This window comes from Burkholderia sp. RF2-non_BP3 (genome assembly GCF_001522185.1).
In the GTDB taxonomy this organism is placed as follows: domain Bacteria; phylum Pseudomonadota; class Gammaproteobacteria; order Burkholderiales; family Burkholderiaceae; genus Burkholderia; species Burkholderia diffusa.
The window spans coordinates 13,174-37,487 of the sequence record NZ_LOSU01000005.1; the positions used below are offsets into that span (position 1 = coordinate 13,174).

Annotated in this window: 18 protein-coding genes; 8 read left to right on the forward strand and 10 right to left on the reverse strand. The window is 68.0% G+C overall.

Annotated features, from left to right (window positions below; genetic code table 11):
* Positions 1 to 5: 5 nt before the first annotated feature.
* Complete coding sequence (locus WS45_RS01360; protein ID WP_059697766.1) at positions 6 to 833, forward strand: metallophosphoesterase; 828 nt, start codon at positions 6 to 8, stop codon at positions 831 to 833.
* A 55-nt stretch (positions 834 to 888) separates the two neighbouring features.
* Here WS45_RS01360 and WS45_RS35555 read toward each other — a convergent pair whose 3' ends face one another.
* Positions 889 to 1,047, reverse strand: a complete 159-nt coding sequence (locus tag WS45_RS35555) for a hypothetical protein (protein ID WP_175908214.1) — start codon at positions 1,045 to 1,047, stop codon at positions 889 to 891.
* 125 nt (positions 1,048 to 1,172) lie between these two features.
* On the reverse strand, positions 1,173 to 2,114 hold the full coding sequence (locus WS45_RS01365; protein WP_059690906.1) for a LysR family transcriptional regulator: 942 nt from the start codon (positions 2,112 to 2,114) through the stop codon (positions 1,173 to 1,175).
* Positions 2,115 to 2,271: 157 nt separating this feature from the next.
* Between WS45_RS01365 and WS45_RS01370 the strand changes: the two genes are divergently transcribed.
* From WS45_RS01370 to WS45_RS01385, 4 genes are read left to right on the forward strand one after another with little or no spacing between them, the layout of a single operon-like run.
* Positions 2,272 to 3,864, forward strand: coding sequence for an efflux transporter outer membrane subunit (locus tag WS45_RS01370; RefSeq protein ID WP_082721804.1), 1,593 nt, complete (start codon positions 2,272 to 2,274; stop codon positions 3,862 to 3,864).
* Positions 3,865 to 3,879: 15 nt separating this feature from the next.
* Positions 3,880 to 6,081: an FUSC family protein gene (locus tag WS45_RS01375; RefSeq protein WP_059697770.1), complete on the forward strand. Its 2,202-nt coding sequence runs from the start codon at positions 3,880 to 3,882 to the stop codon at positions 6,079 to 6,081.
* A complete protein-coding gene (locus tag WS45_RS01380; protein ID WP_059697772.1) occupies positions 6,078 to 6,281 on the forward strand; it encodes a DUF1656 domain-containing protein in 204 nt (67 codons plus the stop codon). The genes WS45_RS01375 and WS45_RS01380 overlap by 4 nt, the downstream gene beginning before the upstream one ends.
* Positions 6,282 to 6,293: 12 nt before the next feature.
* A complete protein-coding gene (locus WS45_RS01385) occupies positions 6,294 to 7,169 on the forward strand; it encodes an efflux RND transporter periplasmic adaptor subunit (RefSeq protein WP_047900486.1) in 876 nt (291 codons plus the stop codon).
* 36 nt (positions 7,170 to 7,205) lie between these two features.
* On the opposite strand, the gene WS45_RS01390 is transcribed toward WS45_RS01385, so the two are convergent.
* Positions 7,206 to 8,234 carry an EpsG family protein gene (locus WS45_RS01390; RefSeq protein WP_059697773.1) on the reverse strand — a complete coding sequence of 343 codons (1,029 nt, stop codon included), beginning with the start codon at positions 8,232 to 8,234 and terminating at the stop codon, positions 7,206 to 7,208.
* Positions 8,235 to 8,430: 196 nt separating this feature from the next.
* On the reverse strand, positions 8,431 to 10,104 hold the full coding sequence (locus tag WS45_RS01395; RefSeq protein WP_059697776.1) for a methyl-accepting chemotaxis protein: 1,674 nt from the start codon (positions 10,102 to 10,104) through the stop codon (positions 8,431 to 8,433).
* Positions 10,105 to 10,503: 399 nt separating this feature from the next.
* Between WS45_RS01395 and WS45_RS01400 the strand changes: the two genes are divergently transcribed.
* Positions 10,504 to 11,742, forward strand: coding sequence for an MFS transporter (locus WS45_RS01400; protein ID WP_059697778.1), 1,239 nt, complete (start codon positions 10,504 to 10,506; stop codon positions 11,740 to 11,742).
* 66 nt (positions 11,743 to 11,808) lie between these two features.
* Here the strand turns inward: WS45_RS01400 and WS45_RS01405 are convergent, their stop codons facing one another.
* The gene (locus WS45_RS01405; RefSeq protein WP_059690901.1) at positions 11,809 to 12,606 is read right to left on the reverse strand and encodes a 5'-methylthioadenosine/adenosylhomocysteine nucleosidase; all 798 of its coding nucleotides are present in this window, start codon (positions 12,604 to 12,606) and stop codon (positions 11,809 to 11,811) included.
* Complete coding sequence (locus WS45_RS01410) at positions 12,603 to 14,966, reverse strand: UvrD-helicase domain-containing protein (RefSeq protein ID WP_059524132.1); 2,364 nt, start codon at positions 14,964 to 14,966, stop codon at positions 12,603 to 12,605. The genes WS45_RS01405 and WS45_RS01410 overlap by 4 nt, the downstream gene beginning before the upstream one ends.
* A 214-nt stretch (positions 14,967 to 15,180) precedes the next feature.
* Between WS45_RS01410 and WS45_RS01415 the strand changes: the two genes are divergently transcribed.
* Entirely contained in the window at positions 15,181 to 18,048 is a 2,868-nt protein-coding gene (locus WS45_RS01415) for a valine--tRNA ligase (RefSeq protein WP_059524130.1), read from the forward strand.
* Between the two features lie 88 nt (positions 18,049 to 18,136).
* Positions 18,137 to 19,021, forward strand: a complete 885-nt coding sequence (gene galU, locus WS45_RS01420; RefSeq protein ID WP_059697780.1) for a UTP--glucose-1-phosphate uridylyltransferase GalU — start codon at positions 18,137 to 18,139, stop codon at positions 19,019 to 19,021.
* A 60-nt stretch (positions 19,022 to 19,081) separates the two neighbouring features.
* Here galU and WS45_RS01425 read toward each other — a convergent pair whose 3' ends face one another.
* The 4 genes from WS45_RS01425 to WS45_RS01440 are packed head-to-tail and all read right to left on the reverse strand — an operon-like array spanning position 19,082 to position 24,194.
* Positions 19,082 to 19,696 (reverse strand): DUF4136 domain-containing protein, encoded by a 615-nt coding sequence (locus WS45_RS01425; RefSeq protein ID WP_059524125.1) that lies wholly within the window; start codon positions 19,694 to 19,696, stop codon positions 19,082 to 19,084.
* A gap of 37 nt (positions 19,697 to 19,733) precedes the next feature.
* Positions 19,734 to 22,121 carry a CHASE2 domain-containing protein gene (locus WS45_RS01430; protein WP_059697782.1) on the reverse strand — a complete coding sequence of 796 codons (2,388 nt, stop codon included), beginning with the start codon at positions 22,119 to 22,121 and terminating at the stop codon, positions 19,734 to 19,736.
* Between the two features lie 10 nt (positions 22,122 to 22,131).
* Entirely contained in the window at positions 22,132 to 23,493 is a 1,362-nt protein-coding gene (locus WS45_RS01435) for a FecR family protein (protein ID WP_059697784.1), read from the reverse strand.
* Positions 23,490 to 24,194: a response regulator transcription factor gene (locus tag WS45_RS01440; protein WP_006402120.1), complete on the reverse strand. Its 705-nt coding sequence runs from the start codon at positions 24,192 to 24,194 to the stop codon at positions 23,490 to 23,492. The genes WS45_RS01435 and WS45_RS01440 overlap by 4 nt, the downstream gene beginning before the upstream one ends.
* Between the last annotated feature and the right edge of the window lie 120 nt (positions 24,195 to 24,314).

Sequence of the window (24,314 nt, forward strand, 5' to 3'; positions counted from 1 at the left end):
TGTCCATGAGAGTTCGCGTCCTGTCCGACCTGCATCTCGAAAGCAACCAGCCCGACACGATCCCGCACGCCGACGCGGATCTCGTCGTGCTGGCCGGCGACATCCATAATCACGCGGAAGGCCTGCGCTGGGCCGCCGAAACATTCGCCCCCGACGTGCCGGTGATCTACGTACCGGGCAACCACGAGTACTACGACGGGGAATTCGGCGCGCTCGAAAACGCGATGCGCGACGCCGCGCAGGCGATCGACAACGTGCATTACCTGAACAACGGCGTGTACGTCGATCCGGCACAGCGCTTTCGTGTGCTGGGGACGACGCTATGGTCCGATTTCTCGCTGTTCGGCGCCGACGAGGCAAGCGTCGCACGCGCGATCGACGCCGGCATGCGTGTGATGCTCGATTTCAAGGGCTTGATCCAGGTGACGTGGCCGCACGATGCGGCACTGCACGCGGCGGAGGCGCCGGAGCGGGATTTCACGCCGGCCGACGCGATCGCGCTGCACCGGCAAGGCCGCGCGTGGCTGGAAGCACGGCTCGCGACGCCGTTCGACGGCCGCACGATCGTCGTCACGCATCATGCGCCGCACCTGCGCTCGCTCGCCGAGCGTTACGCGGAAGACCTGGCGTCGGCGGGATTCGTCACGGACATGGCGGAACTCGTGCGGCCGCCCGTGGACCTGTGGATCCACGGCCACACGCATACTTCATTCGATTACGTGACCGACAGCGGCACGCGCGTGGTGTGCAACCCGCGCGGCTATATTCACCGGCGCACCGGCGAACTGGAAAATCCCGCGTTTGCGTGGGACAGAGTGGTCGAGCTCGGCTGAGCGCCGGGCCATCCGGCCGCGTGATGCGGCCCTTCCCGATCGAAAGGCCGCCCGATCAGCGATCGGCGCGGCGCGATCCGTTCGCCGACGGGCGTACCCGCACCGGCGCCGGCTTCATCCGTGCCTTCATCGCGCGCAGCAGATCGCGCGTCGCCGCGGCGGCGGCAGCCGCACCAAGCAGAACTCCAAGGCCGATCATCAGTTGCGTATCCATTGCGACTCCGGGTATGGGCAGATCCAAATCTCTCTGATTTGAACAGTATCAAACTGTCCGCCGTCCGAGGGTAAAAAAATGTTGCGCGAAGGACAAATCTCGTCAGATCGGGCTCGACCGCGCGCTCATGTCGCAGCCGTGAACTGCGCGAGCGCGGCTTCGTCGGCTTCGAGCGTGGCCGGCAACTCATCGCGCAGAAAATCGACCCAGGTGCGGATTTTCGCGTCGAGATACTGGCGCGACGGATACAGCGCGTAGATGTTCATCACGTGCGACCGGTATTCGGGCATCACGCGCACGATGTGTCCGCTGCGCAGCCCGCCGATCGCCGAATAGAGCGGCAACCCGCCGATCCCCATCCCTTCCCGCACGGCCACCGCGAGCGCCTCGGCGACGTTCACGCGGAACGGCGGCGCCGTGATCGGAATCACCTCGTCGCCGTGCGGCCCCGACAGCGACCACTCGTCGAAGTGAAAGCCCGGCGCGACCATCCCGAGACAGACGTGGTGCTCGAGATCCGCGGGCGTCCGCGGCACGCCGTGCGTGTCGACATAGCCCGGCGACGCGCACACGACGCTGTAGCTCTCGCCGAGCCGCTGCGACACCAGCCCCGAATCGGGCAGGTCGCGGCCGACGACGATCGCGACGTCGTACCCCTCGTCGAGCAGGTCGGGCATCCGCTGCGCGAGCGTCAGTTCGACGTGCACGTCCGGATAGCGCTGCCGATAGCGGGCGATGGCCGGCACCAGGTAGTGCTGCCCGAGGCTCGTGAAGCAATGGACCTTCAGCTTGCCCGACGGGCGCGCGTGCGCGTCGCCCGCTTCGGCTTCGGCCTGTTCGACGTACGCGAGGATTTGCTCGCAGCGCTGCAGGTAGCGCTCGCCTGCCTCGGTCAGCGCGATCCGGCGTGTCGTCCGGTTCAGCAGGCGCGTGCGGAGGTGCGCCTCGAGATCCGACACGGCGCGCGATGCATAGGCGGTAGTCGAATTCATCTGCTGGGCGGCCGCGGTAAAGCTTCCCGCGTCGACCACACGGACGAATACCCGCATGTTTTGTAACGTATCCATCCCATTACCCGTTTGAATCCGGAGGGATTGTTGCACAGGGGCGAACAAATATTATCTCAGGATTCGTAAAAATGACTTGCACCCTTGTCCATTTATTCAGGAATCACTGAAAAATATAATCGCATCCGACTCATCTATATCCGAAAGGGAGAAAATCGTGCGGTCTCCGGCAACAAAAGGGACGCTGGCACTGGCGGTTCTTGCAGTCTCATTAATAATGGCCGGATGCGCGAGCATGGGCGACAACAAGCCGCAGTCCGCGCGCATCGAAGCGAACACACTCGATGCCGGTGCCGCCATCCGCGCGGCGGACCACGATGCGGGCTGGCCCGCGTCCGACTGGTGGCGCGCGTACCGCGACCCGCAACTCGACGCGTGGATCGCCGCCGCGCAGGCCGGCAACCCCACCCTCGCGGCCGCCGAGGCGCGCGTGCGCGAAGCGCAGGCGATGGCGCGCGTGGCCCGTTCGGCGGAACTGCCGCAGATCAACGGCAACCTGTCGCTGATGCGCCAGCACTGGCCCGACAACGTGTACTACGGGCCCGGACCGCTCGCCGACACCGACACGTGGAACAACACCGGCACGCTCGGCCTGTCGTACCACCTCGACCTGTGGGGCAAGGACAAGAACGCGACCGAGCGCGCGCTCGACACCGCGCATGCGACGGCGGCCGACGCACGGGCGGCGAAGCTCGAGCTCGAGGTCAACGTCGTGCGCGCGTATGTCGGCATGTCGATGAACTACGCGCTGCTCGATCTCGCGCACGAAACGTTCGAACGCCAGCGCTCGCTGGCCGATCTCGCGCGCAAGCGCCTGCAGGCCGGCCTCGGCACGCAGCTCGAAGTCAGCCAGGCCGAATCGACGCTGCCCGACTACGAGCGCCAGATCGACAGCTATGAAGAAGCGATCCAGCTCGCGCGCCACCAGCTCGCCGCGCTCGCGGGCAAGGGCCCGGGCGCCGGCGATGCGATCAAGCGGCCGAGCCTGTCGCTCGACGCGCCGGCCGGCTTGCCGTCCGCGATGCCGGCCGACCTGCTCGGCCGCCGCCCGGACGTCGTCGCGGCCCGCTGGACGGTCGACGCGCAGGCACGGGGCATCGATGTCGCGAAGGCCGCGTTCTACCCCAATATCGATCTGCTCGCGACGGTCGGCGGCTTCGGCGTGACCGCGCCGTTCACCGACTTCCTGCGCGCGATGAACGGCGGCTGGACGGCCGGCCCGGCGCTGTCGCTGCCGATCTTCGAAGGCGGCCGCCTGCGCGCGCAACTCGGCGCGGCCGACGCCGGCTACGACCAGGCGGTCGAGCGCTACAACCAGACGGTCGTCGGCGCGCTCAAGGACATCGCCGACCAGGTCGTGCGGATCCGCTCGCTCGATACGCAGAAGAAGGACGCCGCGCGCTCCGTGGCCGCCAACGACCGCAGCTACCAGCTGTCGCGCGAAGGCTTCCGCCGCGGCCTGACCGATTACGTGAACGTGCTGGTCGCGCAACAGCAGTTGCTGCGCGCGCAGGAAACGGCGGCCCGCATCGACGCGGAGCGCCTCGCCGCGCACGCGCAGCTGATGGCCGCGCTCGGCGGCGGCGTCGAGCCGGAAACGGACGTTCAGGCTGGCCATCCGCCGCAAGACGAATCCGCCGCCAGCACCGCCGCGCCGGCCGCCGCATCGGGTGCGAAGCCCGTCGTGGCCGCCGCCCGGCCCGCGCAGGTCGCAACCGCTGGCGCGACCGCCACGCCGGCCGCACGGTAACGCGGAGCGACCGTCATGTCCGCCTCCTCCCCCGCTTCCACACATGCCGCCGGCCCGCTCGCGGCCTGGTCCGCCGCGTTCGGCGACTGGGCCCGCAGCGACGGCGCCGCGTGGCTCTATCTGTTCAAGGCACTGCTTGCCGCGTTCATCGCGACCGGCGTGTCGATGCGGCTCGACCTGCCGGCGCCGAAGACGGCGATGACCACGGTGTTCATCGTGATGCAGCCGCAAAGCGGCGCGGTGCTCGCGAAGAGCTTCTACCGGGTCGCCGGCACGATCTTCGGGCTGATCGCGACGCTCACGTTCGTCGGGCTGTTCCCGCAGCAGCCGCAGCTGTTCCTGCTGGCCGTCGCGCTGTGGGTCGCGCTGTGCACGGCCGGCGCCGCGCGCAACCGCAACTTCCGCAGCTACGGCTTCCTGCTCGCCGGTTACACGACCGCGCTGATCGGCCTGCCGGCATCGCAACACCCCGACGGCGCGTTCATGAGCGCGATGACGCGGGTCGCCGAAATCATGGTCGGGATCGTGTCGGCAGGCGTCGTCAGCGCGCTGGTGTTTCCGCAGTACACCGGCGAGCAGATGCGCACGACGGTGCGCAAGCGCTTCAGCAGCTTCGTCGACTACGTCGCGGCGGCGCTGTCGGGCCAGCTCGACCGCGCGCACATCGAAACCATCCATACGCGCTTCGTCGCGGACGTGGTCGGCTTCGAAGCGGCGCGCAGCATGGCCGTGTTCGAGGATCCGGACACGCGGATGCGCAGCGGCCGCCTCGCGCGTCTGAACAGCGAGTTCATGAGCGTATCGAGCCGCTTTCACGCGCTGCATCAGTTGATGAACCGGTTGCGCGCGGCCGGCGCGCAGGCCGCGATCGATGCGATCGAGCCGTACTTTCGCGAGATCGCGCCGCTTCTGACGCGCAATGGCGAACCGGTGCGCTCGTCGGCCGACGCCGCGCTCGCGGCCGAACAACTGCTCGCGTGGCGCGACGCGCTGCCGCGCCGCATCCGCGCGACGCGCGCCGCGCTCGAGACGCAACCGGATTTTCCGCTGCTCGACTTCGACACGGCCACCGAGCTGCTGTACCGCTTCATCACGGACCTGCACGAATACGCCGCGACCTATGCGTCGCTGTCGACCGCGACGCACGAGCGCGAACGCTGGATCGAGCGCTACGAGCCGCGCACCAACGTGACGGCGATGGTGATCGCGGCGATTCGCACCGCGACCGTGATCCTCGTGCTCGGCTGGTTCTGGATCGAGACCGCGTGGCCGAGCGGCGTCACGATGACGCTGACGGCCGCGGCCACCTGCGCGCTCGCGTCGTCGACACCGCGGCCGACCGCGATGTCCGCGCAGATGGGCATGGGGACCGCGCTGGCCGTCTGCACGGGCTTCCTGCTGACGTTCGGCATCTACCCGCACATCGACGGCTTCCCGCTGCTGTGCGCGGCCCTCGCGCCGCTGCTCGCGATCGGCATCTTCATGACGATGAAGCCGAAGCTCGCGGGCTACGGGATGGGCTACCTGATCTTCTTCAGCTTCCTCGCCGGCCCCGACAACATCACGCACTACGACCCGATGAGCTTCATGAACGATGCGCTCGCGCTGGTGCTGTCGATGCTCGTCTCGGCGATCGCGTTCGCGGTGCTGTTTCCGCCGACCGCGCCGTGGCTCAAGAAGCGGCTGTTCGCCGACCTGCGCCATCAGGTGGTCGCCGCGTGCCACGCACGGCTGGCCGGACTGCGCACGCGCTTCGAGAGCGGCGCGCGCGACCTGATGTACCAGGCGCACACGCTGTCGGCCGACCAGCCCGACGTGCAGCGCGACGCGCTGCGCTGGATGTTCGCGGTGCTGGAGACGGGCAACGCGGCGCTCGACCTGCGCACCGAGCTGGCGACGCTGCCGTCCGACCCGCGCTATGCGCCGACGACGCCGTGGCGACGCGCGATCGAGACGATGCGCACCGCGCTGTCCGCGCTGTTCCGCAAGCCGGACGCGGCGCGCTTCGACGCGACGCTCGATGCGGTCAACGCCGCGATCGACGCGACCCGGCAGACGCTCGATGCGGTCACGCCGTCGCGCGAGGAGCGCCATCGGCTGCAACGCATCCTGAGTCATCTGCATTTCGTACGCACGGCGCTGCTCGATCCGGAATCGCCGCTCGAGCCGCTCAACCGCAACCGCCCCGTGCGTCCCCAACAAGGAGCCTCGTCATGATGCCGCGTGAAATCGCCATTCTCGATGCCTACATGCCCACGGTGGTCCTGATGTTCGTCCTGGGCGCGCTGGCGACCTGGACCGTCGATCGCCTGCTCGCCTACACGGGCCTCTACCGTCTCGTCTGGCACCCGTCGCTGTTCCGCGCGTGCCTTCTCGTCTGCATTTGCGGCGGACTGAGTCTTGCCGTTTACCGTTGATTCCGAACCATCATGATTCTCAGAAAACTCTTCGGCTTCGTCGCGACCGCCGTCATCCTTCTCGTCGCGATCCTGATCGGGCGCTCGCTGTGGGTGCACTACATGGACGATCCCTGGACGCGCGACGGGCGCGTCCGTGCCGAGATCGTCAACGTCGCGCCGGACGTGTCGGGCGCGATCGTCGAACTGCCCGTGCATGACAACCAGCTCGTGAAAAAGGGCGACCTGATCATGCAGATCGACCCGTCGCACTACCAGATCGCGGTCGAGCAGGCGCAGGCGGCCGTCGCCGCCCGCCGCGCGGAACTGCAGATGCGTCGCGACGACGCGGCCCGCCGTGCCGACCTCGACGCGCTCGTCGTGTCGAAGGAAAACCGCGAGAACGCCGCGCACAGCGCATCGAGCGCCGACGCGCAGTACCAGCAGGCGATCGCCGCGCTCGACGCCGCGAAGCTCAATCTCGAACGCACGCGCGTGGTCGCGCCGGTCGACGGCTACATCACGAACCTGCAGACGTTCAAAGGCAACTACGCGGTGGCCGGCCAGGCGAAGCTCGCGATCGTCGACAGCCATTCGTTCTGGGTCTACGGCTACTTCGAGGAAACCAAGCTGCCGCGCGTGAAGGTCGGCGCACCGGCCGAGATGCGGCTGATGAGCGGCGGCGTGATGAAGGGCCACGTCGAGAGCATCTCGCGCGGCATCTACGATCGCGACAACCCGCAAAGCCGCGACCTCGTCGCGGACGTGAACCCGACCTTCAACTGGGTGCGCCTCGCGCAGCGCGTGCCGGTGCGCATCCGCATCGACGAAGTGCCGGCCGACGTGGTGCTGTCGGCGGGCACGACCTGTACGGTCATCATCGATCCGGACAAGCAGAAAAAGTCGTGATGAAACGCTGGCCGGGCGGCGCCCCGCCCGACCGCGTCATTCCCAGAAGAACCGGTAAGGCAGGAACGGCGACGGGCCGAGCCCGTATTCGCCGAGCATGTTGCGCAGTCGCATCGCGAAGCCGACGGCGCCGATCACGACCAGCGCGACGATCACGTGCCGGCGCCGGATCCCTGGCACGTGCTGCAGCGGCACGAACTGACAGCCCATCGCGAACAGCACGAGCCACTGGAAACGCAGCCCCGCATAGCTGATCCGCGCGAGCGCGAAGCTCGCGATCTCGCAAACGAACAGGAACACGAGCGTGCGCGGCATGCGCGCCAGCAGCACCCAGCCGGCGGCGAGCGTCAGCAACGCAAGCACGAGCGGGGCGCCGCCCGACATCTGCGCGGGCGGCGTGAACGCCGCATACAGGCCGACCTTCGCAAGCAGCGCGTCGTGATGCATCGCGAACAGCACGCCGCCGATCGCGACCGCCAGCCCCGCATAGCGCAGCATGCGCAACCGCCCGACCTGCAGCAGCACGACAAGCAGCGCCGCCGACACGTGCATGGCGGTCGCCGCGGCCGCGAACGCGAACGACGCGCCGTGCCGCCTGCGCGCCCATGCGTCCGATGCGAGCTTCGCGACACAGAACGCGACGCCGTAGCGCACGCCGCTCATCGCCATGTCGTAGAAGAACAGCGGAAAGATCAGCGTGGCGAACACGCATGCGTCCTCGGCGCTCCGGCCGAACCCGGCGACGCACGCGACGACGACCAGCAGCGACAGGATCGCCATCGCGATGTGCGGATCGTGCCCGAGCCACGCGAGCGCGCGCACGAGCCAGACGAAACCCGGTTCGAGCGTGCGCGGCACGACCTTCAGGTTGCCGCTCCAGATGCCGGTAATGATGTCGAGGTAGATCGCCGTGTCGGTGCCCGTCCGGCCCCGCAGCACGGCGAACGCGGCGGCTGGCGCGATGCCCGCCGCGAGCCATCGCCATGCGGCCACGCGCGTGCGCGTGCCGATCGCCGCGGACGCGAGCATCCACAGGTATCCCGTCAGGTAAATCGTCATCGTCATTGTTGTGACCCGCTCGGCGTGCGGTCGCACCGGAGTCGGTGCGCATGCGCCGCGGGTTCTGGCCCCCCGCTATGTGGAGGCGCATTGTAAGGGATTGCGCTCGGGCCGACTGCCGGGTTTGTCACCGATCGACAGCAGCCCGCCAGCCTGCGCGTCGCGGGCGGACGGCCCGCGACGGCGTGGGACGATGCGACGCTCAGGCCGCGATGCGAAAGCGTCCGACCAGCGACTTGAGCGCCTGCGCCTGCTCGTCGAGCGCGTTCGCTGCGGCGGCCGCCTGTTCGACGAGCGCCGCGTTCTGCTGCGTGCCGGCATCCATCTGCGTGACGGCGCGGCCGATCTCGTCGATCCCCGCGCTCTGCTCGTCCGACGCCGCGGAGATCTCGCCGATGATGTCGGTCACGCGCTTGACCGCCCGCACCACGTCGTTCATCGTGCGGCCCGCATCGTGCGCGAGCGCCGCGCCGTTCGCGACGCGCTCGACCGACGCGCCGATCAGCCCACGGATCTCCTTCGCCGCGGTCGCCGCGCGCTGCGCGAGCTGCCGCACCTCGCCCGCGACCACCGAAAAACCGCGTCCCTGCTCACCCGCGCGCGCCGCCTCGACCGCCGCGTTCAACGCGAGAATGTTGGTCTGGAACGCGATCCCCTCGATCGTGCCGATGATGTCGCGAATGTTCTTCGCGCTGTCGTCGATCTCGCTCATCGTCGCGACCACGCGCCCGACGACTTCGCCGCCCGCCTCCGCGACCGCCGACGCATTGGCCGCGAGCGCGCTCGCCTGCCGCGCGTTCTCGGCGTTCTGCCGCACCGTCGACGTGAGTTCCTCCATGCTGGCCGCGGTGCGCTCGAGCGCGACGGCCTGCTGCTCGGTGCGGCGCGACAGGTCGAGGTTGCCGGTCGAGATCTCGCCGGACGCGGCCGCGATCGCCTCGGCGCTGACGGCGATCTCGCCGACGGTCGCCGCGAGCCCGGTCTGCATGTCGGACAGCGCACGCACCATGCTGTCGCGGTCGTGCCGGCCGAGCGATATGGGCCGTGCGAGGTCGCCGCGCGCGATGTCGGCGGCGATCGCCTTCGCCTCCGCGGGCTCGCCGCCGAGCTGCGACGCGAGGCGGCGCACGACCCCTTCGGCAATCGCGATCGCCAGCACGATCAGTGCGGCCGTCATCGCCGCGATCATCGCGAACGACGACGAGAAGATCGTTGCGGACGCATCGAGCGTCGCCTTCGACTTCGCGCCGCGCGTCTTCACGAGCATCGCGACGAGCTTCTCGAGCTTGCCGGTCTCGACCAGCAGCGACACGTCCTGCGTGCCGACCTGCCAGTTCATCTGCGACAGGTCCAGCGGCTGCGCCTGCACGAGCGCGACGAAATCGCGCAGATGGCCGCTCCACGTGCCGACCGCCATCGAGAATGCGCGCAGTCGCGCGGAATCGTCCGCATCGGCCGGATCCGCGTAGCGCTGCAGCGTCGCGAGCGCCTGGCCGATCGACGCGAGCCCCGCGCCAACCTCGGCGCCCAGGTCGTCGCGCTCCTTCGCGGTGGTGGCGGTCAGCAGCATCTTCTGCGCGCGGCTCGCGCGCAGCACCTCGGCGCGCACCTCCGCCGCCGCCCGGCTCGCGACGTGCCCCTGCTCGTAGACCGACGCAATCGACGCGTTCAGCCGGCTGATCTGCCACAGCGAAAACACGCCGATCGCGAGCGTGCCGGCCAGCAGGATCGCGAACGCGGCGCGCAACGTCGCCTTGACCGTCCACGGCCGGGATTCGCGCCGGGCTGCGCGCGCACGACGTGCGGCGGGCCGGGCGGCTGCGTCGGATGCGGCGGCGGCCGCAACCGGCCGCGGATGCAATGAAGCTGCTTTCATCGATATATCCCCGTATTGATCATGCCGCCGGAAAGGTCGGTTCCGGCGGCCGGCATTCCCGCGCTGGCCCGCCATGCCGCGCGCCCTGCGCTCGCCCGGCTCGTGGCCGGTGCCGCACTGTGATGTCATTGGTCCTTCTACGGCCGCCATCGGCGCGCCTTGAGTCCGGGCAAACACCGATCCGGTCCCGCGCGGCCCGACGAAAGCCGGACGTGCCGCAGCGTTATACCTGGCCAAAAAACGGCGTCATGACCGAATCGTCACAACAATGTCCGAATCGCGACAAAAGTTGGCCTGACATTCTCGATACGCCACATTAGACTTCTTTGACGCAACAACGATTCGAACGCGCCGATCCCCATCAGAGCGCGTCCCGCCACCTCAACTCGCTCAGCTCACATGGAAACCAGCCTCGATACGGGCGTCGGCGCGACAGCCGCAGCCCAGCCGTCTGCCCCACCCGCTCCGCGTACCGTCTACCCCGTGCTCGGCGCGATCAGCTTCTCGCACATGCTCAACGACATGATCCAGTCGTTGATCCTCGCGATCTATCCAATGCTCAAGAGCCAGTTCGCGCTGTCGTTCGCGCAGATCGGCCTGATCACGCTGACCTACCAGATCACCGCGTCGCTGCTGCAGCCGCTCGTCGGCCTGTACACGGACAAGCGGCCGAAGCCGTATTCGCTGCCGGTCGGGATGGGCTTCACGCTCGCGGGGCTGCTGCTGATGTCGGCCGCGCAGAACTTCCCGACGCTGCTGGCGGCGGCAGCGCTGGTCGGCTGCGGCTCGTCGGTGTTCCATCCGGAATCGTCGCGCGTCGCGCGGATGGCATCGGGCGGCCAGCACGGGCTCGCGCAGTCGCTGTTCCAGGTCGGCGGCAACGCCGGCTCGGCACTCGGGCCGCTGCTCGCCGCGCTGGTGATCATTCCGCACGGCCAGCACAGCATCGCGTGGTTCTCGGCGGCCGCGCTCGTCGCGATGGTCGTCCTCACGCAGATCGGCCACTGGTACAAGAAGCATCCGTCGATGAAGAAAAAGGCCGCGGCGGCCGGCCATCCGACGCTGTCGCAGGGCCGCGTGCTCGCCGCGATCGGCGTGCTGGTGCTGCTGGTCTTCTCGAAGTACTTCTACCTCGCGAGCATCAACAGCTATTTCACGTTCTACCTGATCGACAAGTTCCACCTGTCGGTGCAGGCCGCGCAGATCCACCTGTTCGTGTTTCTCGCGGCAGTCGCGGCCGGCACGCTGATCGGCGGGCCGGTCGGCGACCGGATCGGCCGCAAGTACGTGATCTGGGTGTCGATCCTCGGTGTCGCGCCGTTCACGCTGCTGCTGCCGTACGCGAACCTGTTCTGGACGAGCGTGCTGAGCGTGATCATCGGCGTCGTGCTGGCGTCGGCGTTCGCCGCGATCCTCGTCTACGCGACGGAGCTGATGCCCGGCAAGGTCGGGATGGTCGCGGGCCTGTTCTTCGGCTTCGCGTTCGGCCTGGGCGGCGTGGGTGCCGCCGTGCTCGGCCAGCTCGCGGATGCGACGAGCATCACGTTCGTCTACAAGGTGTGCTCGTTCCTGCCGCTGATCGGCGTGCTGACCGTGTTCCTGCCGAACCTCGAAAGCAGCCTGCGCAAGAAGGCGTGACGAACCGGCCGCAGCATGTGTGCCGCGGCCGGTCGACCGATTCGAAGGGAAAGTACGACGGCGGCTTCAGGCCGCCGTCGTCGCATGCAGCGTCAGGAAACGCTTGAGGATGCCGGACGAATAGTTGCTCGCGATCGCCGACAGGAAGTGCGAGAACGACTGCGTCGCATGATCGTCGGCCGTATCGGAGATCGTGCGCACGATGGCGAACGGCACGTCGTGCTCGGCGCAGACCTGCGCGATCGCCGCGCCTTCCATCTCGACCGCGAGCGCGTCCGGCAGCGCGTCGCGCAGCGCGACGACTTCCCGCTCGCTCGACACGAAGCGGTCGCCGCTGATGATCAGCCCGCCGTGCAACGTCGCACCCGCCAGCCCGAAACGCTCGGCGAACCGCGCGCCCTCTTCGGCGACGAACAGCGTGCATGCGGCCTTCAGACGAGCCGTCAGCGCCGCATCGGTCGCGAACCGCGTGATGCCGAGCAGCGGCACCTCGTAGCGCGGAAACAGCGGCGACGCATCGAGATCGTGCTGCAGCAGCAGATCGGCGACGACGACGTCGCCGACGCGCACCGTGCGCGACACGCCGCCGGCGACGCCGGTGAAGACGATGCCGGACACGCCGAACACGTGAATCAGCGCGCTGACCGTCGCGGCGGCCGCCACCTTGCCGACCCGCGCGAGCGTGACGACGCAGGCCGCCCCGTGCACGGTGCCGACGTGATAATCGCGGCGGCCGAGCGTGATCGTCTTCATCGCGCCTTCGTCACGCATCGCGGCGATCAGGTCGCCGAGTTCCTCGGGCAGCGCGGCCAGAATGCCGAGCGGGCGCGTCGAAACCGTTTCAGCCATGTCGATGCCCATCATTCCACCGCCTGCAGTTTCGCGACCGCCAGCGCGAGCCACTTCTCGCCGTGCCGTTTGAACTTCACCTGCGCCTTCGCATCGGCGCCGTTGCCTTCGAGCGCGGTGACCGTCCCCTCGCCGAACTTGGTATGGAATACCTGCTGGCCGATGCGGAAGCCGGTGTCGGCCGCGCGCTGCTTGTCCGCGAACGCCGGCAGCGGCGCGGAGACCGCCGCGTCGACGACCTGTTCGCGACTGCCGCCGCCCGGCCGCGCGAACCAGTCGCGCCCCCAGCCGGCGTTGTCCGAGCGGCCGCCCCAGCGCGAGCCCGCCTCGACCTTCGGCGTGAGCCACTTCAGCACGTGCTCCGGCAATTCGTCGAAAAAGCGCGAACGCACGTTGTAGCGCGTCTGGCCGTGCAGCATCCGGCTTTGCGCGAACGACAGGTAGAGCCGCTCCTTCGCGCGCGTGATCGCGACGTACATCAGCCGCCGCTCTTCCTCGAGGCCGTCCGATTCGAGCACGCTGTTCTCGTGCGGGAACAGCCCTTCCTCGAGGCCGGTGATGAATACGGCCGAGAATTCGAGACCCTTCGCCGCGTGCACCGTCATCAGTTGCACCGCGTCCTGGCCGGCCTGCGCCTGGTTGTCGCCGGCTTCCAGCGACGCGTGCGACAGGAAGCCCGCGAGCGGCGTCATCGTGTCGGGGTTCTGCGCGGGGTCGCCGAGCGGCGCCGGATCGAGCACGTCGACCGTCGGATCGTCCGCGTCCACGCCGAGCTCCGGCGCCGCGATCGCGCCCGCGCGCAGCGGAATCGAGCGGGCCGGCGCATCGAGCCCGTAACCTTCCTCGCTGACGAACGCGGTGGCCGCGTTCACGAGTTCCTGCAAGTTCTCGAGGCGGTCCTGGCCTTCGCGCTCGCCCTGGTAGAAATCGGCGAGGCCACTCGCGCGCACGACGTATTCGACCGTCTCCGGCAGGCTCATCTGCTGCGTCTCGGCGCGCATCTTCGCGACGAGGTTCGCGAACGCGCCGAGGCTCGTGCCGGCCTTGCCGGTGACGTACGGAATCGCCGCGGCCATCGAGCAGTCGTACAGGCGCGCGGCGTCCGCGAGCTGCTCGATCGAGCGCGCGCCGATCCCGCGCGTCGGGAAATTCACGACGCGCACGAACGCGGTGTCGTCGTTCGGGTTGTCGATCAGGCGCAGGTACGCGAGCGCGTGCTTCACTTCCTGGCGCTCGAAGAAGCGCAGACCGCCATACACGCGATACGGGATGCCCGACGTCATCAGCGTGTGCTCGATCGCACGCGACTGCGCGTTGCTGCGATACAGCACGGCAACCTCGCTGCGCGACATCCCGGTGTTGATCAGCGAGCGGATCTCCTCGACGATCCAGCCGGCTTCCTGCGCATCGGTGCTCGCCTCGTACACGCGCACGGGCTCGCCGTGGCCGGCGTCGGTTCGCAGGTTCTTGCCGAGGCGATGCGAGTTGTTCGAGATCAGCTGGTTCGCCGCGTCGAGGATGTTGCCGTGCGACCGGTAGTTCTGCTCGAGCTTGATCAGGTTGCGCACGCGGAATTCGTCTTCGAAGTCGCGCATGTTGCCGACGTTCGCACCGCGGAACGCGTAGATCGACTGGTCGTCGTCGCCCACCGCGAAGATCGCGTTCTCGCCGCCCGCGAGCATCTTGAGCCACGCGTACTGCAGCTTGTTGGTGTCCTGGAACTCGTCGACGAGAATGTGCTTGAAGCGCGCCTGGTAGTGCGCGCGCAGCGGCGCGTTGTACGCGAGCAGCTCGTAGCAGCGCAGCAGCAGCTCGGGGAAGTCGACGACACCCTCGCGCTGGCATTGCTGGTCGTACGCCTGGTAGAGCTCGACGAACTTGCGGTTGAAGTTGTCGGACGCGTCGACCTTGTCGGGACGCAGCCCCTGCTCCTTCGCGTTGTTGATGAAGTACTGGACGTTCTTCGGCGGATATTTTTCGTCGTCGACATTCGCCGCCTTCATCAGCCGCTTGATCGCCGACAACTGGTCGGCCGTGTCGAGGATCTGGAAGGTCTGCGGCAGGCCGGCGTCGCGCCAGTGCGTGCGCAGCATCCGGTTGCACAGCCCGTGGAACGTGCCGATCCACATGCCGCGCGTGTCGATCGGCATCATCGCCGACAGCCGCGCCATCATTTCGCGCGCGGCCTTGTTCGTGAAGGTGACGGCAAGCACGGTGGCCGGCGACGCGTAGCCCTGCTGGATCAGCCACGCGATGCGCGTGATCAGCACGCGGGTCTTGCCGCTGCCCGCCCCCGCGAGGATCAGCGCCGGTTCGTTCGGCAGCGTGACGGCGGCGTATTGTTCAGGGTTCAGATTGGCGAGCAGATCGGGCATGGAGCGGCAGCGGACGTGCGAGAAAAATGCGGACCCGCCATTATAAGTCGGCCGCGCGATGCCGTTTCCGATCCGTTCCGACGCCTGCCGTCGCCCGCGTTGCGGCGCCCCCGCGACCTGCCCGCCCGGGCAAGCGATGGCTGGCCGATGTGCATCCATTTATAATTGTCAGATTCGGCATCCAATTCACGCATTTTTCGGCAGATTTCCAACCATGAGCGACAGCACGCTTGCGAAGAGTTTCGAGCCCCACACCATCGAGTCCCAATGGGGGCCGGAGTGGGAAAAACGCGGCTATGCCGCACCGGCATTCGATCCGGCACGCCCCGATTTCGCGATCCAGCTGCCGCCGCCGAACGTCACCGGCACGTTGCACATGGGCCACGCGTTCAACCAGACGATCATGGACGGCCTCGCCCGTTACCACCGGATGCTCGGCGAGAACACGCTGTGGGTGCCCGGCACCGACCACGCGGGGATCGCGACCCAGATCGTCGTCGAGCGCCAGCTCGATGCACAGGGCGTATCGCGCCATGACCTCGGCCGCGAGAAGTTCGTCGAGCGCGTGTGGGAGTGGAAGCAGCAGTCCGGTTCGACGATCACCGGCCAGGTGCGCCGTCTCGGCGCGTCGACCGACTGGTCGCGCGAATATTTCACGATGGACGACAAGATGTCGGCCGCCGTGCGCGACGTGTTCGTCACGCTCTACGAACAGGGCCTGATCTACCGCGGCAAGCGCCTCGTGAACTGGGATCCGGTGCTGCTCACCGCGGTGTCGGATCTCGAGGTCGCGAGCGAAGAGGAAAACGGCCACCTGTGGCACATCCGCTATCCGCTCGTCGACGGTTCGGGGTCGCTGACCGTCGCGACCACGCGCCCGGAAACGATGCTCGGCGACGTCGCGCTGATGGTCCACCCGGAAGACGAGCGCTACGCGCACCTGATCGGCAAGCTCGTCACGCTGCCGCTGACGGGCCGCGAGATTCCGGTGATCGCCGACGACTACGTCGACCGCGAGTTCGGCACGGGCGTCGTGAAGGTCACGCCCGCGCACGACTTCAACGACTACCAGGTCGGCCTGCGCCACAACCTCGCGCCGATCGAGATCCTGACGCTCGACGCAAAGATCAACGACAACGGCCCCGAGCAGTATCGCGGCCTCGACCGCTTCGACGCCCGCAAGGCGATCGTCGCCGATCTCGATGCGGAGGGTTTCCTCGACTCCGTCAAGCCGCACAAGCTGATGGTGCCGCGCGGCGACCGCACCGGCGTCGTGATCGAGCCGATGCTGACCGACCAGTGGTTCGTCGCGATGACGAAGCCGGCACCGGAAGGCACGTTCAACCCGGGCAAGTCGATCACCGAAACGTCGCTCGACGTCGTGCGCAACGGCCAGATCAAGTTCGTGCCGGAAAACTGGACGACCACCTACTATCAATGGCTCGAGAACATCCAGGACTGGTGCATCTCGCGCCAGCTGTGGTGGGGGCACCAGATTCCCGCATGGTATGGCGAAAACGGCGAGGTGTTCGTCGCGCGCAACGAGGAAGAAGCGCGCGCGCAGGCCGCCGCGAAGGGCTATGCCGGCGCGCTGAAGCGCGACGAGGACGTGCTCGACACGTGGTTCTCGTCGGCGCTCGTGCCGTTCTCGTCGCTCGGCTGGCCGAACGACACGCCTGAACTGCAGCACTTCCTGCCGTCGTCGGTGCTCGTCACCGGCTTCGACATCATCTTCTTCTGGGTCGCCCGGATGGTGATGATGACGACGCACTTCACCGGCAAGGTGCCGTTCCACACCGTCTACGTGCACGGCCTCGTGCGCGACGCGGAAGGCCAGAAGATGTCGAAGAGCAAGGGCAACACGCTCGACCCGATCGACATCGTCGACGGCATCGACCTCGAAACGCTGGTCGCGAAGCGCACGACGGGCCTGATGAACCCGAAACAGGCCGCCACCATCGAGAAGAAGACGCGCAAGGAGTTCCCGGACGGCATCGCCGCGTTCGGCACCGACGCGCTGCGCTTCACGATGGCGTCGATGGCGACGCTCGGCCGTAACGTGAACTTCGACCTCGCGCGCTGCGAAGGCTATCGCAACTTCTGCAACAAGCTGTGGAACGCGACGCGCTTCGTGCTGATGAACTGCGAGGGCCACGACTGCGGCGCCGACAAGCCGGAAGTGTGCGGCGCGGGCGACTGCGGCCCCGGCGGCTACCTCGACTTCTCGGCGGCCGACCGCTGGATCGTGTCGCTCCTGCAGCGCACCGAGGCCGACATCGCGAAGGGCTTCGCCGATTACCGCTTCGACAACATCGCCACCAGCATCTACAAGTTCGTTTGGGACGAGTACTGCGACTGGTACCTCGAACTTGCGAAGGTGCAGATCCAGAACGGCACGCCGGAACAGCAGCGCGCGACGCGCCGCACGCTGCTGCGCGTGCTGGAAACGGTGCTGCGCCTCGCGCACCCGATCATCCCGTTCATCACCGAAGCGCTCTGGCAGAAGGTCGCGCCGCTCGCCGGCCGTTATCCGCAAGGCAAGGCCGAAGGCGAAGCGTCGCTGATGACGCAGGCGTATCCGGTCGCGAACCTGCAGAAGATCGACGAGGCGTCGGAGCAATGGGCGGCCGACCTGAAGGCGATCGTCGACGCGTGCCGCAACCTGCGCGGCGAGATGAACCTGTCGCCGGCGACCAAGGTGCCGCTGCTCGCGGCCGGCGACGCCGAGCGCCTGCGCTCGTTCGCGCCGTACGTCCAGGCCCTCGCCCGCCTGTCGGAAGTGCAGATCCTGGCCGACGAAGCGACGCTCGACCAGGCAGCGCACGGCGCGCCGATCGCGATCGTGGGCCCGAACAAGCTGGTACTGAAAGTGGAAATCGACGTCGCGGCCGAACGCGAGCGCCTGTCGAAGGAAATCGCGCGCCTGACAGGCGAAATCGCGAAGTGCAACGCGAAGCTCGGCAACGAGGCGTTCGTCGCGAAAGCGCCGCCGGCCGTGGTCGAACAGGAGCAGAAGCGTGTCGCCGAATTCCAGAGCACGCTGGAAAAACTGCGCGCTCAGCTCGATCGGTTGCCTGCGTAACAAACGGTAAGGTCGTTTGCGTTCACTATAATCGGAACGTGAACATAAGACTGTCTGACAAGTCGATTACAGGAATAAAGGTTCGATCATGTTGAAAGTCACCAAGGCGGTATTCCCCGTTGCCGGTCTCGGCACGCGGTTCCTCCCGGCCACGAAGGCGAGCCCGAAGGAAATGCTGCCCGTCGTCGACAAGCCGCTGATCCAGTACGCCGTCGAGGAAGCGATCGCCGCGGGCATCACGGAAATGATCTTCGTGACCGGGCGCAGCAAGCGCGCGATCGAGGACCACTTCGACAAGTCGTACGAAGTCGAGGCCGAACTCGAGGCGCGTGGCAAGGAGAAACTGCTCGAGCTCGTGCGCAGCATCAAGCCGAGCCACGTCGACTGCTTCTACGTGCGCCAGCCGGAAGCGCTCGGCCTTGGCCATGCGGTGCTGTGCGCGGAGAAGCTCGTCGCCGACAACCCGTTCGCGGTGATCCTCGCCGACGACCTGCTCGACGGCAACCCGCCCGTGATGAAGCAGATGGTCGACGTGTTCGACCACTATCACAGCTCGGTGATCGGCGTGGAGGAGATCCCGCCGTCGGAGACGAAGTCGTACGGCATCGTCGATGGCAAGGAGTGGGAAGAATCGATCGTCAAGATGTCGGCGATCGTCGAGAAGCCGGCGCCGGAAGTCGCGCCGTCGAACCTCGGCGTGGTCGGCCGCTACATCCTGAAGCCGCGGATCTTCGAACATCTGCGCGCACTGAAGCCGGGCGCGGGTGGTGAGCTGCAGCTCACCGACGCGATCCAGGCGCTGCTCGCCGACGAACAGGTGCTGGCCTACAAGTACCAGGGCACGCGCTACGACTGCGGCAGCAAGCTCGGCTACCTGAAGGCGACGGTCGAGTTCGCGCTGCGCCACCCGGAAGTCGGCGCCGAGTTCGACGCGTATCTGCGCACGCGCGGCAACGGGCAACCGTCTGCCTGAGCGCGGCACGGGCCGGCCTCGCCTGCGCGGCGGGCCCGCCCCCACCTCACGGCCGGCGCGTCAGCGCGCGGCGGCCGACTTCACCGAGACGACGCCCGGCATCGCGCCCGCGTCGTCTTTTTTCGTCTTCACGAGCCAGCCGTCGCCCTGCTCGAACGGCAGCTTCGCGAGCGCGCTCTTCACGAGCGTCGGCGCGGCCTGCTGCGTGCCCGCATCGCGGTCGCGCATCGACGCCGACACGCGATAGACGTCGGCACCCGACTTCGCGTCGACGAAACGCAGCGTCAGCACGTGGCGATACACGCTGCCCGCGAACGGGAGCGCGAACGGCGCCGGCCCGTCGACGGTCACGCACGCGCTGCTCGCCGCGCCGCACTGGTCGGCCGTCGCCGCGACCGACGCCGGCTGCGTCGCGTACGCGATCGACAGCCGGTAGCGCGCGGCCTGGCCAGGCTGCGCATCGAAGCCGCGGTGCGCGAGCTCGTCGCGCACGAGCGTCTCGATCTGCCGGTATTCGGCATCGTCGGCCTGAGCGGCCGTGCGAACGAGCTCGTAGTCGTGCGAACCGGACTCGAACGCGTTCGGCTGCCCGAGCGCGCTCACGCCGGTCGTGACGCCGGCGCAACCCGTCAACAGCGTCACCGCGAGCGCGGTCGCTGCCCATTCCTTTCTCATGACTTCCCCCAAATGCCTGCCGTCGTGCCCGGCCCTGTCAGGCGGACGGCTCGTCGATCGCGGGCAGCGACACCGTCACCGCGGTGCCGACACCCACTTCGCTGTCGACCGTCACGCTGCCGCCGTGGCGCGTGACGACCGTCTTCACGAATGCCATGCCGAGCCCCGAGCCCGAGATTTCGGGCCGCTCGCCCGCATGGAATCGCTTGAAACGCTCGAACAGATGCCGCTGATCTTCCGGCGAGATGCCGTACCCCTGATCGCGAATCGTACAGAACATCCGCTTCGATGCATGCTCGACCGTCAGCGTACACGTGATCACCGTGTCGGACGGACTGTATTTGACCGCATTGTTCAGCAGGTTGACGAACGCACGCGTGATCAGCGAGCGGTCGGCACGCGCCCAGCACATGTCGGTGCCGACGTCGGTCTCGATGCGGATGCGCTTCGCCTGCGCCTGCGGCCACACTTCGTCGCTCGCGTCGATCAGCACGTCGACGAGGCTGGTCGGTTCGAGCTGGTACGCCTGCGACTCCGCGCGCGCCAGCTGCACGAACTCGTCGGCGAGCGACAGCGCACGGTGCGCATACCGCTCGATCCGCGCGAGCAGCCCGCGCATCGCGTCGGTTTCGACGCGATCGCGCTCGATCTCGACAAGCGCGAGGATCGACGACTGCGGCGAGCGCATGTCGTGCGACAGCAGGTGCAGCGCCTCCTCGCGCTGCCGCTCGGCCGCGTGCAGCTCGGTTACGTCGACGAGGCCGGCGATCCAGCCCGTCACATGGCCCTGCGCATTCGTACACGGGGCGTAGCGTAACAGATGGTCGAGCCCGTCGCGATCGCGCACCTCGATGCCGCGCGCCATCGCTTCGTCTTCGGCCCCGAGCGTCGGGTCGAGCGCGGCCGGCCAGTGTTCGCGGATCGTCACGTCGTGTTCGGCGTTGCCGTCGACGGTCTTCATGAAGGTCAACTCGCCGAGCGCGGCGCGCAGCGGCCGCCCTTCCGGCAGCGGCAGCGCGAGGCGCGCCCCGTAGCGCTTCGCCGCATGGTTCGCGATCAGCACGGTCCCGGCCAGGTCGGTGACGAAGATCGGCTCCGGCATGCTGTCGAGGCTGTCCCACACGAAGCGCTTCATGTCCTGCACGCGTTGCGCGGCCTGCGCCATCAGCGCTATCTGCCGTTCGAGCACGTCGCCGCCGACGCTGCGCGTGCGCGGCGCCTCGGGCAGCAGGTGCGGCTCGTCGGCCAGCCGCTGCAGCTCACGGCGCAGGTGCGACATCGTCATTTCCAGGCGCCGCCAGTTCCAGATCGGGTAGACGGCGATCAGCCCGAAGATCGCCGGCGCGGGCGACAGCCACACGCGCGCCTCGAACAGCAGCGCCAGGCTCGCGACGACGGACAGCGCTGCCAGGCTCAGCGTCAACAGCAGCGCGCGCCACGGCGACAGCATCAGGAAACCGCCCAGCAGCACGGCGAGCGGCAGCAGCGATGCGGCGAAGAGCCAGTCGCGAGGCGCGGGCAGGATCGCGCTGCCGGTGGCCAGCATGTCGAGGACGTTCGCATGAATGTACACGCCGGCGAGCGGGCCGAAGTCCCCCGACACCGGGGTCGCGAAGCGGTCGAAGAGGCCCGATGCGGTCACGCCGACGACGACGATCTTGCCGCGCAGCGCGTCGGGTTTCACGCGCCCTTCGAGCACGTCGTCGAACGACACCGTCGGATAAGCGGGCGTGTTGCGGCTGAACGGGATCAGGTAGCGGCCCTCGCCGTTCGCGTCGCGCGACAGGTCGTGCGCATTCGCGCCGGGCACACCGCCGACCGGATGCAGCCGGCCGGCCTGGATCGCACGATAGACGGGCACCATCAGTTGCGGCCAGCGCACGCGTCCGTCGCTTTCGAACAGCGCGACGCTGCGCACGATGCCGTCGGGATCGACTTCGAGATTGATGTGGCCGAGCCCCATCGTGCGTGCCGAGAGCTCCGCCACCGGCGGATCGACGGTGCGCGAGCCATCCGCCTGCTCGGGGCTCAGCAAGACGGGCAGGAAGGTCGGCACACGGGTCATTGCGTCCGCGAACGCGCGATCCTCCGGCGACGGCTCGGTAAACAGCACGTCGTAGACGACCGCGGCCGGCTGCGCACGCGCCAGCGTGTCGAGCAGCCGCGCGTGCACGCTGCGCGGCCACGGCCAACGGCCGAGTGCGGACACGCTCTGGTTGTCGATGTCGACGACGACGACATCGGGCGACAACGGCAGGCTGCGCAGCATCAGCAGCCGATCGTAGATGAGCCCGTCGACGCTCGACGAGAACCGGCCGAACGCGCATGCGAGGATCACCGCGATCCCGAGGCAGCCGATCGCGATCCACTCGATGAGGAAGCGGCGGCCGAGGCGCCGCCGCGGGGAAACGGAGTCGGTTTTCATGCGCCGCGGGTCAGCGCGACAACGTGAACGCGCTGACCGGACTCGTCTTCTGATAGAACTTGCCGCCTTCGAACTCCTCGACCGTCACCGCCCAGTAGTAGTCGCCGGGCGGCAGGTGCGCGACCGTGATCCGGTGCGCCTGCAGGCCCATCTGGTCGACGACCGGCGCGCTCAGGTCCTTCGAGCGCGACAACACGAATCGATAACGCGCATCCTTGCTCGCGCCATTCGGCGACCAGCGGAACTCATAGCCGTTCGGGCCGGGCGACGCGGTCGCGTCGAGCCCCATCAGGCGCCGCTCGAACGCGTAAATGTGCGGCATGCCCTCGAGGCCGTTGTCGTCGATCGCGGCAATCCGGACGAAATACGTACCGTTCGGCACCTCGCGGAACACCGCGCGCGACGAGACGGTGCGCGTTTCGCTGAACAGCTCCAGCATGCCCGCGTCGCGCGCGAGTTGCAGGTGATAGGCGTGCGCATGCTCGAGCGGCGCGATGTCGAACGTGAGGTCGGGCTCGTCCTGCACCTTGTCGGGATGCGTGAGCGCGGGCGCCGGCAGCAGCTGCACCGGTGCGCCGACCGCGCCGGACGACGTCGCGACGCTGCCGAAGTTCGCATGCACGAGCGTCGGATCGGCCGATTGCTGCTTGCCCGCGACGCCGACGGTGCCGTCGAGCACCTCGACGCGCGTCGCCGCGTTGCCGGCGGCGTCGTAGTTCACGCGGAAGCGCGTGCCGCGCACACCGGCCACGACCGACGGCGAGCGGATCTGGAAGCGGTCGTCGCGTTTCTTCAGGTGCGTGACCTCGCTGTCGACCGAGCCGCGCGTGAGTTCGAATACGCGATCGAGCGCGCCGGTCAGCACGGTGCGGCGCAAGGTCTTCAGGTCGAGCTGACTGTCGGGCGGCAGGCTCATGTGCGTGCCGTCGGCCAGTTCGAGCGTCAGGAAGCCGTTCGCGCCGGTGCGCACGCGGTCGCCCTCGGTGAGCGTCGCATCGCTCGCGAGCGGCGCGTACGCGTTGCCGGACGCGCGCTCGGCCGTGCCCTGCACCGCGACGACGCGCGCGGTCAGCTTTTCCTTGCGCAGACGCGCGACGGGCAGCTTCAGCGCGATGCCCGGCTGCAGGCGCTTCGGCGCGGGCACGCCGTTGATCTGCTGCAGCAGCTGCCAGTCGTCCGGGCCCTGCAGGTAGCGCGCGGCGACGTCGTACAACGTGTCGCCGGCCTGCGTGCGGTAGACGACCGTCTTGCCCACGGCAGCAGGCGGCTGCGCGACGGCCTGCTGTGCCACGAACGCGAACGCGACCGCGCACGCCGCATGCAGTGCCACCGTGCGCAAGCGCGCCGTGCGCTGCGTGATTCGCTGGGTCACTCCGGTTCTCCCTGGCCGACCCGCTCGAGCCGGTAGCCGTAGCCGTAGATCGGCGCGAGGCGATAGCCGTTTTCCGGCCGCAGGCCGAGCTTCGTGCGCAGCATCGAGATGTGCGTGTCCATCGTGCGCGACGGAATGTCGGTCGCCTGCTTCCATACGAGATCGAGAATATGCGCGCGCGACAGCGGTCGATCGAGGTGCTGGAACAGCAGCAGCGCGAGTTCGAATTCCTTCTGCGTGAGGCTCACGGCCTTGTCGCCGACGTACGCCTGCTTCAGGTTCACGTCGAAGCGGAACTGGTCGAACTCGCGAACGGTCGCCTCAGCGTTGACCGGATACGCGCGGCGCAGCAGCGAGCCGATGCGCGCGCGCAGGATCGGGCCCGACACGGGCTTGACCACGTAATCGTCGGCGCCGGCGTTGAGGATCTGCGTGATCCCCGCCTCGTCGTCGCGGCTCGTCATGAAGATGATCGGCAGGCTGTGCTCGGTCTGGTTCGCGCGCACCCACTTGAGCACTTCCTCGCCGGACATGTCCGGCACGTTCCAGTCGAGCACGAGCAGATCGAACGTCTCGCGCTGCAGACGCTTCTTCAGGGCCTTGCCTTCCTTGAACGCATAGCATGTGTGGCCAGCGGCCGTCAGCGTTTGACTGACGAAATCCGTCTGGGCCGGATCGTCATCCAGTACAGCAATTCTCATAGCACCCCGCAAATCGAAAACGATTCGTCCAGTTCAGCTCCCCGCGCTCACCCCGCGCAGCATGCGCGCGGCCTTCGACACCGGCCGGCGAGCCGTCGTTTGCCGAGCGCGCGACCTGCG

Bases quoted from the DNA above. Each gene is read 5' to 3' on its own strand.
- WS45_RS01360 (WP_059697766.1), top strand. From the start codon at position 6: ATGAGAGTTCGCGTCCTGTCCGACCTGCATCTCGAAAGCAACCAGCCC.
- WS45_RS35555 (WP_175908214.1), bottom strand. From the start codon at position 1,047: ATGGATACGCAACTGATGATCGGCCTTGGAGTTCTGCTTGGTGCGGCT.
- WS45_RS01365 (WP_059690906.1), bottom strand. From the start codon at position 2,114: ATGGATACGTTACAAAACATGCGGGTATTCGTCCGTGTGGTCGACGCG.
- WS45_RS01375 (WP_059697770.1), top strand. From the start codon at position 3,880: ATGTCCGCCTCCTCCCCCGCTTCCACACATGCCGCCGGCCCGCTCGCG.
- WS45_RS01380 (WP_059697772.1), top strand. From the start codon at position 6,078: ATGATGCCGCGTGAAATCGCCATTCTCGATGCCTACATGCCCACGGTG.
- WS45_RS01385 (WP_047900486.1), top strand. From the start codon at position 6,294: ATGATTCTCAGAAAACTCTTCGGCTTCGTCGCGACCGCCGTCATCCTT.
- WS45_RS01390 (WP_059697773.1), bottom strand. From the start codon at position 8,234: ATGACGATGACGATTTACCTGACGGGATACCTGTGGATGCTCGCGTCC.
- WS45_RS01395 (WP_059697776.1), bottom strand. From the start codon at position 10,104: ATGAAAGCAGCTTCATTGCATCCGCGGCCGGTTGCGGCCGCCGCCGCA.
- WS45_RS01400 (WP_059697778.1), top strand. From the start codon at position 10,504: ATGGAAACCAGCCTCGATACGGGCGTCGGCGCGACAGCCGCAGCCCAG.
- WS45_RS01405 (WP_059690901.1), bottom strand. From the start codon at position 12,606: ATGATGGGCATCGACATGGCTGAAACGGTTTCGACGCGCCCGCTCGGC.
- WS45_RS01410 (WP_059524132.1), bottom strand. From the start codon at position 14,966: ATGCCCGATCTGCTCGCCAATCTGAACCCTGAACAATACGCCGCCGTC.
- WS45_RS01415 (WP_059524130.1), top strand. From the start codon at position 15,181: ATGAGCGACAGCACGCTTGCGAAGAGTTTCGAGCCCCACACCATCGAG.
- galU (WP_059697780.1), top strand. From the start codon at position 18,137: ATGTTGAAAGTCACCAAGGCGGTATTCCCCGTTGCCGGTCTCGGCACG.
- WS45_RS01425 (WP_059524125.1), bottom strand. From the start codon at position 19,696: ATGAGAAAGGAATGGGCAGCGACCGCGCTCGCGGTGACGCTGTTGACG.
- WS45_RS01430 (WP_059697782.1), bottom strand. From the start codon at position 22,121: ATGAAAACCGACTCCGTTTCCCCGCGGCGGCGCCTCGGCCGCCGCTTC.
- WS45_RS01440 (WP_006402120.1), bottom strand. From the start codon at position 24,194: ATGAGAATTGCTGTACTGGATGACGATCCGGCCCAGACGGATTTCGTC.